Source organism: Sphingobacterium sp. SGL-16 (assembly GCF_011043515.1).
Lineage (GTDB): Bacteria > Bacteroidota > Bacteroidia > Sphingobacteriales > Sphingobacteriaceae > Sphingobacterium > Sphingobacterium litopenaei.
In genome coordinates, this window is the sequence record NZ_JAAKGQ010000008.1 from 41,683 (window position 1) to 55,215 (window position 13,533).

Here is a 13,533-nt window from a genome sequence, read left to right on the forward strand (position 1 = left end):
GCAACGATATGTACATGAATCTTTTCAAAATGGTGCGAATGTATTAAATTTATTTCTCTTTTCGTAAAATATCAATATCTGCTAATAACCTCTTTGTTTCATCCTGCGAAGTTCCGTCGTATACACCCCGGATATGTAAATCCTTATCGACCAAAAGAAATCCACCGCTGTGTGTAAACCCGCCGGGAGCCGTACTATCCGGATAGGCAATAGCATAATAGGATTTCTCAGCAAGATTTAATACATCTTGTGGGCTTCCATATAGAAAATGCCATTTCTCTCTTTTAACCCCGATCTTGTCAGCGTAGGCTTTCAATGCCGGAATGGTGTCGCGTTTAGGGTCAATACTGAAAGAAAGGAGAACAATATCTTCCATTCCCATCGTTTCATCGTACACTTCCTTCATCTGCGCGTTCATTTGCGGACAAATGGTTGGACATGACAAAAAGATAAATGAAGCAATATGGATCTTACCGATCAGGCTCTGATCAGAGATGGGTATACTGTCCTGATCAAGCATGCTAAATTCATCGATCTTAGGATAAATTAGCTCACTCCCTTCCGTAACCGGATTGCCGAGATAGGGAAGTTTTTTTTGTTGACAGCCCATGGAGCATATAGTCAAAACTAAGAATAAGGAGAAGCTTACATATTTCATTGAGATAAATACTATCCTATTTTAAATACCAAATATACATTTTATTGCTGTTAAATATCGATTGAATACCTTAAGTGTCCCTTACAACATCCGATATGCACGAAAACCTAAACACGTCGCACGCTTATGTAAACCACGAAAGCCATATAGTGTGGTAACTTTGCAAAGTTAATAAAGCAGCAGAGAGCAATGTCTTTTCAAATTTTCAAAATCCTGCCATTGGGCATATTATTTCTCGCCTCTTGTGGTCAACAACGCGATGATAAGGATCTTCCTATTATGGGCGAGAAAGAAATCGTTTCAATGGTGAAAGATGGCAAGACGGTTAATGACACGATCTACCACAGCATACCTGAATTCCGTTTTGTGGATCAGGACAGTGTATGGATTTCCAATGAAGATGTTGCTGATAAGATCTACCTGGCGGATTTCTTTTTTACACGCTGTCCGACTATATGTCCGCTACTTGCTAAAAATATGTTGACCATCGCAAAAGAGTTTGAAAACGAGGAGCGTTTAGTGATATTATCGCACACCATTGATGCGAAACACGATACGCCGGCTGTGCTAAAAGATTACGCCACTAAACTTGGCGCACCGTCAAACTGGCACTTCTTAAATGGCCCACAGGAGGCTGTCTATCATATTGCAGGAAAAGAGGGTTACTTTTCGTATGCGGAGGAAAACCCCGACATTCCCGGAGGCTTTGATCATAGCGGTGCATTTACATTGGTAGACACTAACGGACACGTAAGAGGAGTTTACGATGGCACCCGTGAAGATGAAGCGAAAAAGGCCATAGAAGACATTCGTAAATTATTAGCAAAATTTTAAAGATATAAACTAAATTGAAAAGGATCATTACATTCCTACTACTTGTATCCCTCGCTTACCAATGTTTGGGAAGTATGGGGGTATTTGTGTGGTTTGAAAGCAACCGATCCTATATCACAAACGTATTGTGTGAAAACAGGGCAAAGCCGGAAATGCATTGCAATGGTCAATGCGTACTGATGAAAAAGCTCAAAGCATTGGAAGAGAAATCATCCGATAAAAGTCTTCCGCAGAACGCAAAATACGAAACTTTTCTCTGCGTGATGCAGGAATGGCTGGTGATGCCCGAAAGCATATCCATCCAGTTAGTGAACAAATACGTATCCTATTATAAAGCTTACTACAGTTTTATACATTTCAAGAATAACTTCCGCCCTCCTCGATTCAACGCCTAATTTTTTCTATAATAATTAATAGTGCTGTATTGACCTAAGAGGCTTTATACTCGGTGGGTAATACAGCGATTTTGGCATTTAATAAAATCGAGAATGAAACCATTTTACTTTGGAAAGTCATCCATGCTTTTAAGCATAATGGCTATGGCATTGATATACAGTTTGACCGGGTGCGGAAACAGTACACATAACCAACAGCAAGAAGGCGCGGTTGACACGGCAGATGCTTTGGTTGATATAACCGCTTTGACAAAAATAGCAGATACGACACTGACAGACAAAAAGATCAGCGTACTGGTACAGGACAGCCTGACCAGCAAAAACGAAACCATCTACATTCAGATCACGGATCTTGAAGGAAATCCCGTCACAAACACGAATCTAGATTATAACGTGATCATGGACATGGGGATGATGTCCCATGGTGGACCTTACTATCCTTTGGTTGATCTGGGCGATGGTATTTATAAAGCGGAGGCAGTCTTTATCATGGCCAATATGAAGGATATGGGCAAGGGTTGGATATTGAATGCTGTCCTCAATAAAACAGATAGTTTATCCTTTCTGCTGCCCGTTTCAGAGGCAAAGTTTGCAAGGACGATCCCCGTTGGCACCAAAGAAGACGGCCGTGTGTTCGTTAGTCTATTACTGCCAAATGAAGTAAAGACCGGGAGCCAGACCATTGACTTCACACTGCACAAGATGGATCAGGAGGCTTTTCCACCGCTGGATAACTATACGGTAGAAATAGAGCCTTTTATGCCGGATATGGGACATGGTTCTCCAGACAATAAGGCTGCCGTAAGCAAAGGTAATGGACGGTATAGTGGGACAGTCAATTTCACCATGAAAGGCCCTTGGACAATCAAAGTGAATCTGTTCAAAAAAGGAGAAAAAGTATCACAGGAGGAACTGGTATTTCCTGTAGAAGTTAAATAACAAATCAATATATACAATTACAAGAAAAATGAAAAAGCAGAATTTATTTTTTGCAGCCGTTGCTGCGCTGGTATTCACATCCTGTGAAAAAACCGAAATTAAAGAAGTTGAAAAGATTGTCTACGCAGACCAAGCGGGATCTTTATCGTTGACATTTGATGCCAAATATGGCGATTCAGATTTTGAACTAAATAAAAAATATCCTTATCAATTAATTAATTCGAGTGGAACCTATGATATGGAATTCGAATTTAGCCGTCTACGTTATTGGGTGAGCAATGTCAAATTGATCGATAAAGACAATAAAGAACATGCGATACCGGAATCTTATTATTTGGTGGAGGAAACCAATGAAATCGCTGTACAGCATTTGGTTAATGGTGAAAAGTACCCCGCAACAAAGCGCGAGGAAGTGACGATCAAAGATATCCCTTCAGGAGAATATAAGGCTATCAAATTTTCTATCGGTGTCGATAAAAAATATAACGACAATATTGCTTTGACTGCTGGCGAACTGGGTTCGTTGAACGGTATGGGAGTTAGTGACGGTTGGATGTGGTTCACAAGTTACAAATTCCTAACCGTCGCTGGAACTATTCATTGGGAAGGTGGTACGTCAACTTCAAAAGCGCTGTCTTGGGAAACGGGTTCAAATGCTTTGTTTGATGGTGCTGATAAAACCGTAGAGCTGACTACGCCGCTAAAAATTGATGCCCAAAATTCTGGAAAAATCACTTTCAACGTGGACGTAAAAGAATTGCTATCGGCGACCGATCTACCTTGGGTCAATAACAGTATCAGCCAAAATAAAAAAGACCTCATGATAGCTCTTCGTGATACGTTTTTGAGCAAATCGTTGACATTTAAAGAAGCAAGTTCTGTTTCCGTGGAAGCAAATTAATGCATATAAGAATAACAAAAATACAGATCATTGGAGTCTTCGCCTTTTTGGTGGGATTGTTTGTCCTATTCTCCTGCACTAAGGATAATGAACTTTCTGTTACCGAAGAGGAGGAGACTCCTTTTGTTTTTCGTCAGCCTGCATTCTTTCCTAAAGCTGTAGAATCCGCTATCGACCCCAAGACTGGTTTGCCATCCAATCCACTGACCAAATCGGGGGTGGAATTAGGACGGAGACTTTTCTACGATCCTATTCTGTCAGCTAACAAACAAGTGTCCTGTGCAAGTTGTCACCATCAAAACAAGGGCTTTTCCGATGGAGTAGCACTAACCACTGCTGGTGTATCGGGTAAGCCTTTGGAGCGGCACTCGCCCACGTTGATCAATCTCGCATGGACAGACAAGGGTTTCTTTTGGGACGGTGGATCAACCAATCTGGAATCTCAGGCATTTGGTCCGCTGACGCATGCCGACGAGATGGGTATGTATTTACCTGTTCTGGTGGAACGTTTGCGTGCGGATGCTACTTACGTGGGGTTATTTCAGAAAGCCTTTGGAGAACTACCAAGCGAACATCGAACAGCTATGGCGCTATCGCAATTTCAGCGCATACTGATCTCGGCTGACTCCCCATACGACCTATACCGAAGAGGAGAAAAGCCAGAGGCATTATCTCCCGAGCAACTTCGTGGGCTAAATCTGGTACGTCAAAAGTGCAGCAGTTGTCATGCAGGAGAATTATTTACCGATAACGCATTTCAAAATAACGGAATAGACAGTGACTTCGGCGATGGATCGCATGAGGGTATTTATTGGGGCAGATACCGCATTACCTACAACCCACTGGACTTGGGCGCTTTCAAGACGCCTACATTACGTAATGTGATGGTGAGCGCTCCTTATATGCATGACGGGAGATTTAAGACCATTGATGAAGTACTGCATCATTATCGTTTTGGCATCAAAGACACACCTGTTACCGCTACTGCATTATACCAGAACAGTAACAAAGTAGGGATACCCATGACAGACCAAGAAGTCGAAGAGATTAAGGCTTTTCTACATGCGCTTACTGATGAAAAATTCTTAAACAACAGGGAGTTTTCAAATCCCTTTAAATAAAAGATATGAGAGAGAAAATGATAAAAAAAGACTGGAAGAATATGGTGATCGCATGCATAACGTGTTGCCTACTGCTATCAGCCTGTAAAAAGGACGATGATATTATCGATGAAAATAAGATGGGCGAGTTTTCTATTGAATTTGACCACATCGTCGGTGAAGACCGGTTTTATATCGATCCCACCTATCTGTATAGAAATGCTAAAGGCGAGCAGTTTAGTATACGAATCTTAATGTACTATATCAGCAATATCAAACTTTACAAAGCAGATGGAAGTAGCTATACTGTACCACAGGATGATAGTTATTTTTTAGTGAATGCAGATGATCGAACCACACGTTTTACTAAGGTCAGGGTTCCGGAAGGCGATTATACAAAAGTCGAGTTTATGATCGGTGTCGATCAGGAACGCAATATGATGCCGATGGAGCGTAGAACGGGCGTGCTTTCTTTTAATCCCGGAGAAGGACATGCAGGTATGTTCTGGACATGGAGCCAGGGATATATATTCTTCAAGTTGGAAGGGAATAGTGATGTTGTATCAGACGATCAGCAAGGTGACCCTACAGGAAATAAGCAATTCAAGTATCACATCGGTGGTTTTGGATATCCATTTGATGATCCAGAAGCGATGAATAATATTAAGGTTATAAGCGTCGACCTTACGAAGACAAGCGGTGATCATTTGGCTCATGTAAGGGAAGGATTAAGAAGCAATGTGCATCTGATGGTGGATGTGATGCAGATATTTAATGGTCCGAACCAATGGAGCATTGCGAATAAACCCAATGTGATGTTTAACAAAGAAGATAGCGGTAAGATTGCCGGGAATTTTGCATCCCTGTTTACACACGACCATAGTGAAAACTATGTGAAAAGTGAGGCAGAGCTATCGGCTAACTAACAATATTAAAACGAGATGAAGAAGATATGGGTACTTACTTTAATTCTAGGCCTGATATGGGCCTGTAAGAAAGGAAATGATATGATAGAGGAAGAGGACATATTTGCGGGTTTTGTACAACCTTCCAATTTTCCGAAACCTGCTTATGACCTTTCTCGAAATCCAGTGACCAAAGACGGTTTTGAATTAGGGAAAAAGTTGTTTTATGAACCACGGCTTTCCCGCAACAATACCATTGCTTGTGGAAGCTGCCATATACAAGGTGCCGGATTTACGCATCATGGGCATGATGTAAGTCATGGGATCGATGACAGATTGGGAACACGTAATCCAATGCCCATCATGAATCTAGCCTGGCACACGGAGTTCTTTTGGGATGGCGGTGTATTTGATTTAGATTTTTCTCCCGTAAACGCGATACACAGTGCAGTAGAGATGGACGAGACTGTAACCAACGTCCTGCTAAAATTAAGGGCACGTCCGGAATATCCCGCTCTCTTCAAGAAAGCTTTTGGAACAGAGGAAATTACCGACGTCCTGTTTTTTAGAGCACTCTCACAGTTTATGCTGATGGCGACGAGCAGTGATTCCAAATACGACAAGGTGATGCGCAAAGAAGATGGTGCATCATTTACAGAGTCGGAAGCACGGGGTTACCTGTTCTTTAAGAATAACTGTGCAAACTGTCACAAGGAACCTCTTTTTACGGATCTGAGCTACCGCAACAACGGAATTCGTCCCAACCGTAGTGACGACAAAGGACGAGCAATCGTGACTGGTAATGTAAACGATGAATATAAATTCAAGGTGCCCTCACTGCGTAACATCTCCTTCACAGCACCGTACACACACGATGGACGCTATCTGACCGTGAGCAGGATGCTTGACCATTACCGTCATGATATGGTGGATTCGCCTACATTGGATCCCTTGTTCCGTCAAGCTGACGGTAGCTTGGGTATCACCATGACCGAAGAAGAGAAAGCAGATCTGATGGCTTTCCTAAAAACACTGGAAGACCCGACCTTTCTGTCAAACAAATTACTCGCAGAGCCATTTGGTTCTGATTTTATCGTCAATTAATGATTAGGATATGAAAAAGAAAATTATACTATTGGTTTTGTCCACTGTTGCACTTTTTGCAAATATACCGCAGTCGGCAGCCTGTGATGTCTGCGGATGCGGTGTAGGAAGCTACTATATGGGTATCTTGCCGGACTTTAATAAACGTTTTATTGGCTTACGTTATCAGCAGAATAGGTTGCAGACCCACTTGGGTTCAAACGGCATCCGTACGCCTAATTCAACGAATGAGACATATCGTACAATGGAACTTTGGGGGGCTTGGAACTTTGGGGAGCGCTGGCGCGTGATGGCGATCGTTCCGTATAGTTTTAACGAGCGTACTATCGGTAACGGGAACACCGAAACGGGAAGTAAGAACGGTCTCGGAGATGTTGTTGTGATGGGGCATTACAAACTTTTGGATGATGTCCGCACGACGGGTTCCAACAAACTGCTGATGCAATCCCTTTGGATCGGTGCTGGAATCAAGACACCTACAGGCGAGTATGATACCAGCGAGCAATCTAGTGCAGAGATGGGGGCACCAAACAATTTCCAGTTAGGGACAGCGAGTACCGATTTTATGATCAACGCCGCTTACGACATCCGGTTGATGGATGCCGGTATCAACGTGAATGCGACCTACAAGATCAATACCGAAAATAAGCACGAATACCGTTATGCCAACAAGTTTACAGTAAATGCTTTGGCGTATTATAAATTTAATATTCAGAACAAGGTACGGATTTCTCCCAATTCAGGTGTACTCTATGAAACACAACCAAAAGACGTGCTTTACAACCGTTTTGATGTAGCCCAGTCCGGTGGACACTCCACCATGGGCATTGCAGGTATAGAGGTCAATGTAGGCAGATTATCTATTGGCGGAAACTTTCAGACACCGATCAGCCAAAATCTTGCAGATGGACGTATAAAAGCGGAGAATCGCTTTATGACCCATGTATCGTTGTCCTTTTGATTTCACTACTAAAATAAACAGATATGAACAGATTAAGTGTTTTATTAGCCGTTGGTGTTCTCGCTACGGCTATTGCCTGTAACAACAATCCGAATACAAACAGTTCGGAAACTCAATCAGAGTCGAATACAAAGGACAAGCCCAAAGAAATGGTGATCCATGATTATCTTAAGGAGGGAAACAAAGGGATCGGGCCTATCACATCTTTTGCACAGCCAGTTTTTGACCAAGCTGTGGCAGATGAGGGCAACAAGCTGTTTATCGTTCGATGTACCATGTGCCACGAATACGGCGAAGATAAACTCGGCCCGGCGTTAAAAGGTATAACGAAGAAAAGAACGCCAGAATGGATTTTAAACCTGATGCTGAATACCGAAGAAATGTTCGAAAAAGATCCGGATGCATTAGTCCTAAAAGACAAGTATGAAAGCATGATGGTCAGTGTAGGTCTGAACGAACAGGAAGCGAAATCCATATTGGAATACTTAAGACAGGAAGACGCAAAAACGAATTTATAACAAAACTCTATTTATCATGAAAACCACAAATAGAAGAAACTTTGTAAAAGGAAGTTTAACACTCGCTACGGGTCTATTACTGGCCAATAGGTCATTTGCAGATAATATTGTAGGGGCAGCGGTAAACAGTAATTTTAAGTTCGAGCTCGCAAAGCTTACCTATTCCTTTAATGATCTTGAACCTGTGATTGATGCATTGACTATGCAGATCCACTAATAGCGTCACTATGGTGCCTATGTGAAAAATGCCAATGAAGCGATATTGGAAGAAAATATATCGGTTACCGATGCAAAGGATCTGTTTTCGCATATATCAAAATATTCGGCAAAGCTCCGCAACAATTCGGGAGGCGCATTCAACCACGAATTATTTTGGTCTATCCTCCGTAAACCGTCACAGAACAATCTGCCGACCGGAAAACTTACCGAAGCAATCAACAGCAGTTTTGGATCTTTCGAGTCGTTTAAAGAAGAGTTTTCCAAAGCCGCATTGGGTCAGTTCGGCTCAGGATGGGCATGGCTGGTAAAAGACGGCAATCAGTTAAAAATCGGATCAACACCCAATCAGGACAACCCGTTGATGGACGTGTCTCCTCCATAGCTCTCACGGCAAGTGTCGAACCTTGACGGAGGCGTTGGTTTTGCCATGAAATTCGCCCTTGAATTACCTTTAAAGTGGGTTTCTGCCGACTATAACACCAAGAAGCGTATACAGTTTCTGCTCTTTCCCGAGGGCATTACCTATAGCAAGAAAACCGATGAATGTCGAACCCCGAGGATAAATTCTGTGTTTTCGTATATCGCTTATTTTCAACAAATTGCAAGCAATAAAAAAAGAGGCATACTAGAATTAGGACTGGATTTTGCCTCTTTTGCAACTTTGGTAGCCCCGAGCAGAATCGAACTGCTATCAAATGTTTAGGAAACATCTATTCTATCCGTTGAACTACGGGGCCAGCTAAGAAAATATACTGTTCAAAAATATAAAACGCCCCTTTCAAAATCAACGTCAATCCAAAATAAACCTCATAAAATCTACCAATATTTATCGAATTAAAATATAGAGTATATCAATACTATATAAGCAATAATTATACTTTAATATACTACTATTGATTACCTTTGCATCACATTAAAAGAAGATACTATTATGAGTTTTACAGGTAAAAATTTCCCTAACATTACAGTTGATGCTATTGATTACTTAGGTGACTATATTTCACTAAACATTTTCGAAAAAGCACAACAAGAAAACAAAAAAATCTTATTATTCTGGTACCCAAAAGATTTCACCTTCGTTTGTCCTACTGAATTACACGCTTTCCAAGCTGAGGTAGCGGAATTCGAAAAACGTAATACAATCGTTATCGGTGCTTCTTGTGATTCAAACGAAGTTCACTTTGCTTGGTTAAATACACCTAAAGATAATGGTGGTATCGAAGGTGTCGAATACCCTATTATCGCTGACACAAACCGCAACTTATCTAGCATCTTAGGTATTTTGGATGTTAAAGAAGTTGAGCACCCAGAATTCGGTTTAATCGCTGAAGGTTCTGCTGTAACATACCGTGCTACTTACTTGATCGACGAGACTGGTAAAGTATTCCACGAGTCAGTAAACGATATGCCTCTAGGTCGTAACGTAAAAGAATATATCCGTTTGATCGACGCTTACACTCACGTTCAAAAACATGGTGAAGTTTGTCCAGCAAACTGGGAAGAAGGTAAAGAAGCAATGAACGCTACACGTGATGGCGTTGCTTCATACTTATCTATGAACTAAGAAATTAGTAAATCAGAGAGGTGGAGTACTTCCACCTCTTATTCAAAAAATCCTTATTATTATGTTGCAAGAATTAGAAAACGACACATTACAAGACGTTGTAGCAAACAACGAAATCGTAATGGTACAATATGCTGCTTCATGGTGCGGAAACTGCCGTATTATGAAACCGAAATTCAAAAAAATGGCTTCTGAAAACGAGAATGTAAAATTCTTGATCGTAGATGCAGAGAAATTCCCTGAATCTAGAAAATTAGCTAATGTAGATAATTTACCTACTTTTGCGGCGTTCAAAAATGGCCAATTGGTAAATCAAGTACAAACAAACAAAATCGACGGATTAATCGACTTATTAAATGAAGTTACCAGTAATTAAGCACCTTACGGAATTCATCGAACAAAACGATGCAGATTACGTATTGGAAACTATCGAAACATTAGAAGCGCTTACAGAAGTGCCTTCATTGAAAGATGAAGAATTGGATGTAATCGGCGAACTGATTTCAAATATGTACGGTGCGATCGAAGTTGATAAATTAATCAAAGAAGGTACACCGAAAAAAGAAGCTTTAAACATGTTTATGAAACGTGTTTTAGGGTCTATCGACAAATAAACAATATTAAAAAATTGTTCCAATCTTACTTGAAAAAAGATTTCCAGATTGCACATGTGTAAAACTCCTTCAATGTGGAAATTTTTTTTTACCTGAATAGATAGGAATTCAATCTTTTATACTACTTTTATAGTAGAGCTAAAATAACTCTCGCAGAGTTTACATCACATTCTATAAAATTGTGACTAGAACGCCAAAGATTTATTGAAGCACACTATTTAAGACTAAAAGATTTTTAATTGTTGTTGAAAAAGAGTTGAAGTAATATTTCAACTCTTTTTTCATTTTAACAATTCTGTTTCAATTTGTAGATTTTGCGATAAACCGATTATATTTAACTATGCGAAATATTTCCAATTACATCACCCTTATAGCTTTCCTACTCTTTCATTTTCAATCGGCAAAGAGTCAGACTGCTTCTAAATCCGCTAGTGATATTCAAATCGGCCTTCAAAAACTCAATACGTTAGGCTCGGTCTTGTATTTTGCAGCGCATCCTGATGATGAAAACACCAGATTGATCGCTTGGCTTGCTCAAGAACAAAAATATAGAACAGCTTATTTATCGTTGACCAGAGGTGACGGCGGACAGAATCTTTTAGGAACAGATTTGGGGATTAATTTGGGCTTGATTCGTACGCACGAATTATTGGCGGCTCGTTCAGTTGACAAAGGTGAACAGCTCTTTTCTTCGGCTTATGATTTTGGTTTTTCCAAAACCCACGAAGAGACTTTTCAATTTTGGGACCACGAGACAGCTTTACGTGAAGCGGTATGGATTATTCGTAAGTTCCAACCCGATATCATCATTACACGTTTTCCACCAGACAAACGTGGCGGACATGGCCATCACCAAGCCTCGGCCATTTTAGCGCACGAAGCTTTCCTAGCAGCAGCTGATAAAAACAAATTCCCTGAGCAACTAAAAACTTTAAGTACCTGGCAATCAAAACGATTGATTTGGAATACCGCAAATTTCGGCGGACAAAACAATACTTCTGAAGATCAACTGAAGATCGATATAGGGCATTACAATGCTATTCTAGGTCAATCGTATGGTGAAATAGCCGCACACAGCCGGTCACAACACAAAACACAAGGATTTGGCTCTGCGTCTTCGCGTGGTACTTCCTTTGAATATTTTGAACATGTAGCAGGAAGCAAAGCAAACAAAACTTTATTGGATGAGGTCGAAACATCTTGGCAAAGAATTCCCAATACGCAAACTATTCAACAGCTAATTCGGAAGTTAAATACGGAATTTGTATCTGCACAACCACAAAAATCTGTTAATGATTTAATTAAACTTAAAAAAGCTTTGGAAGCTTATGTTATCGATACCAAAAATCCTTCAGCAGCCAACCATCGCTATTGGATAGCACAAAAGAAACAAGAAGTTCAGGACTTGATTATTGCCTGTGCAGGAATTTGGTGGGATGCATACAGCAATCAAAATCAACAAGTCGTAAATAAAGACTTCTCTTTTCAGGCAGAAGTAATTGTTCGCAATCCCGATATTCAGGCGGAGCTTGTTAAAGTGAACGACCAAGATGTCAATCAACCATTACAAACCAATAATCTGTGGAGAGGCAATGTCAAAACAATCTACAAAAGCACTTCGCAGCCGTATTGGTTAGTACAACCGAACACTTTAGGAAAATTCAATATTCCTATTGAGTCAGTAGGCTATCCGACAAATCCTGCAGCTCCAAAGGCAACTTTTACTTTCAAAATTAATGGTGAACCTATTGCCTTATTTCAGGAAATCCAGCATCGTTATGTAGATCCGGTAAAAGGCGAAGTACATGATCCACTGGTAATGCTGCCCGAAATAACTGTAGAGGCTGCTTCTAATATTATTTTAAGCAAGAATCAAGAGGAAAGAAGCATTGAAATTACCTTCACACGTCACGATAATAGTAAATCACAATTTGAGGTGCAGCTTGCTCCAATCCAAGGTTGGAACATTTCAGCTAGTAATTTGACTCTTGATTTTGGGAAGGAAAATTCTATTACTAAAACTTTAATCTTAAAACCTACAGCTGCAAATAGCGAGAAAGTTGTTTTGACATTTAGTCACAGTGGAGAAGTTTTAAGACATATCAAAACACTTTCTTACGACCATATACCGACCATTACTTGGTTTCCTACCACTGAAATTATTTGTCAAAATGTACAATTGGAAAATTCGGTTAAAAATGTAGGATATCTTGCTGGCGCAGGCGATTTAGTAGCAGAATCTCTTCCTCAAATTGGCATCAACGTGACTACATTATCAGACAAAGATCTAACACTTAGCAACCTAAAACAATATGACGCTGTAATCATTGGAGTGCGCTATTTTAATGTAGCTAAGATTAGTGGAAATAACATGAAAAAACTTTTAGATTATGTAAAAGAAGGTGGTGTTGTTCTCTCGCAATACAATGTAAACGGCAGATTAGCATCAGATAAGCTGGGACCTTATGATTTCAATATTGGGAGAGAGCGTGTCACAGAAGAAGACTCTAAATATAACTTCGATGTTGCTGATCCTGCTTTTTCTTATCCCAATAAAATCAACAGCAAAGACTTTGAAGGTTGGGTACAAGAACGTGGCTTGTATTTTGCTGAAAATATAAACAACAATTACAGAACTCCATTAAGTATGCATGATAAGGATGAAAAGCCTCATAATGGTTCTTTACTTATTGCAAAATACGGAAAAGGTAAATTTGTTTATACTTCCTTGTCGTTTTTCAGACAATTGCCTGCTGGAGTACCCGGAGCTTACAGATTATTTGTAAATTTGTTAACAAACGAAAAGTAAATTATCACAATA

General features: G+C 40.3%; 15 protein-coding genes, 1 tRNA gene and 1 pseudogene. 15 read left to right on the forward strand and 2 right to left on the reverse strand.

Annotation, left to right across the window (positions count from 1 at the left end):
- Positions 1-49 precede the first annotated feature (49 nt).
- Positions 50-658 (reverse strand): SCO family protein, encoded by a 609-nt coding sequence (locus G5B32_RS04635; protein WP_317166082.1) that lies wholly within the window; start codon positions 656-658, stop codon positions 50-52.
- A 189-nt stretch (positions 659-847) separates the two neighbouring features.
- Here G5B32_RS04635 and G5B32_RS04640 point away from each other — a divergent pair, with 189 nt between their 5' ends.
- From G5B32_RS04640 to G5B32_RS17615, 11 genes and pseudogenes are all read left to right on the forward strand, one after another.
- Entirely contained in the window at positions 848-1,492 is a 645-nt protein-coding gene (locus G5B32_RS04640) for an SCO family protein (protein ID WP_165290380.1), read from the forward strand.
- A 179-nt stretch (positions 1,493-1,671) separates the two neighbouring features.
- Positions 1,672-1,887 (forward strand): hypothetical protein, encoded by a 216-nt coding sequence (locus G5B32_RS04645; protein ID WP_165290381.1) that lies wholly within the window; start codon positions 1,672-1,674, stop codon positions 1,885-1,887.
- A 93-nt stretch (positions 1,888-1,980) separates the two neighbouring features.
- A complete protein-coding gene (locus G5B32_RS04650) occupies positions 1,981-2,826 on the forward strand; it encodes a FixH family protein (protein ID WP_165290382.1) in 846 nt (281 codons plus the stop codon).
- 28 nt (positions 2,827-2,854) lie between these two features.
- Positions 2,855-3,727, forward strand: a complete 873-nt coding sequence (locus G5B32_RS04655) for an MbnP family protein (RefSeq protein ID WP_165290383.1) — start codon at positions 2,855-2,857, stop codon at positions 3,725-3,727.
- On the forward strand, positions 3,727-4,848 hold the full coding sequence (locus G5B32_RS04660) for a cytochrome-c peroxidase (protein ID WP_165290384.1): 1,122 nt from the start codon (positions 3,727-3,729) through the stop codon (positions 4,846-4,848). The genes G5B32_RS04655 and G5B32_RS04660 overlap by 1 nt, the downstream gene beginning before the upstream one ends.
- Before the next feature lie 5 nt (positions 4,849-4,853).
- Entirely contained in the window at positions 4,854-5,753 is a 900-nt protein-coding gene (locus G5B32_RS04665) for an MbnP family protein (RefSeq protein WP_240899000.1), read from the forward strand.
- Positions 5,754-5,768: 15 nt separating this feature from the next.
- On the forward strand, positions 5,769-6,836 hold the full coding sequence (locus G5B32_RS04670) for a cytochrome-c peroxidase (RefSeq protein ID WP_165290385.1): 1,068 nt from the start codon (positions 5,769-5,771) through the stop codon (positions 6,834-6,836).
- A gap of 10 nt (positions 6,837-6,846) precedes the next feature.
- Positions 6,847-7,797: a transporter gene (locus tag G5B32_RS04675; protein WP_165290386.1), complete on the forward strand. Its 951-nt coding sequence runs from the start codon at positions 6,847-6,849 to the stop codon at positions 7,795-7,797.
- A gap of 23 nt (positions 7,798-7,820) precedes the next feature.
- Entirely contained in the window at positions 7,821-8,315 is a 495-nt protein-coding gene (locus tag G5B32_RS04680; RefSeq protein ID WP_165290387.1) for a c-type cytochrome, read from the forward strand.
- 16 nt (positions 8,316-8,331) lie between these two features.
- Positions 8,332-8,532 (forward strand): hypothetical protein, encoded by a 201-nt coding sequence (locus G5B32_RS17535; protein WP_165290388.1) that lies wholly within the window; start codon positions 8,332-8,334, stop codon positions 8,530-8,532.
- A 15-nt stretch (positions 8,533-8,547) separates the two neighbouring features.
- A pseudogene (locus tag G5B32_RS17615) lies at positions 8,548-8,916 on the forward strand (superoxide dismutase); the annotation flags it as partial.
- Positions 8,917-9,196: 280 nt separating this feature from the next.
- On the opposite strand, the gene G5B32_RS04695 reads toward G5B32_RS17615, so the two are convergent.
- A tRNA-Arg gene (locus G5B32_RS04695) sits at positions 9,197-9,271 on the reverse strand.
- A gap of 194 nt (positions 9,272-9,465) precedes the next feature.
- Here G5B32_RS04695 and G5B32_RS04700 point away from each other — a divergent pair.
- The 4 genes from G5B32_RS04700 to G5B32_RS04715 all read left to right on the forward strand — a co-directional run bounded on the left by G5B32_RS04700 (position 9,466) and on the right by G5B32_RS04715 (position 13,521).
- Positions 9,466-10,098, forward strand: a complete 633-nt coding sequence (locus tag G5B32_RS04700) for a peroxiredoxin (protein ID WP_165290390.1) — start codon at positions 9,466-9,468, stop codon at positions 10,096-10,098.
- A gap of 61 nt (positions 10,099-10,159) precedes the next feature.
- Entirely contained in the window at positions 10,160-10,474 is a 315-nt protein-coding gene (locus tag G5B32_RS04705) for a thioredoxin family protein (protein ID WP_165290391.1), read from the forward strand.
- The gene (locus G5B32_RS04710; RefSeq protein ID WP_165290392.1) at positions 10,455-10,712 is read left to right on the forward strand and encodes a DUF6952 family protein; all 258 of its coding nucleotides are present in this window, start codon (positions 10,455-10,457) and stop codon (positions 10,710-10,712) included. The genes G5B32_RS04705 and G5B32_RS04710 overlap by 20 nt, the downstream gene beginning before the upstream one ends.
- Positions 10,713-11,052: 340 nt before the next feature.
- The gene (locus G5B32_RS04715) at positions 11,053-13,521 is read left to right on the forward strand and encodes a PIG-L family deacetylase (protein WP_165290393.1); all 2,469 of its coding nucleotides are present in this window, start codon (positions 11,053-11,055) and stop codon (positions 13,519-13,521) included.
- The last annotated feature ends 12 nt before the right edge of the window (positions 13,522-13,533 follow it).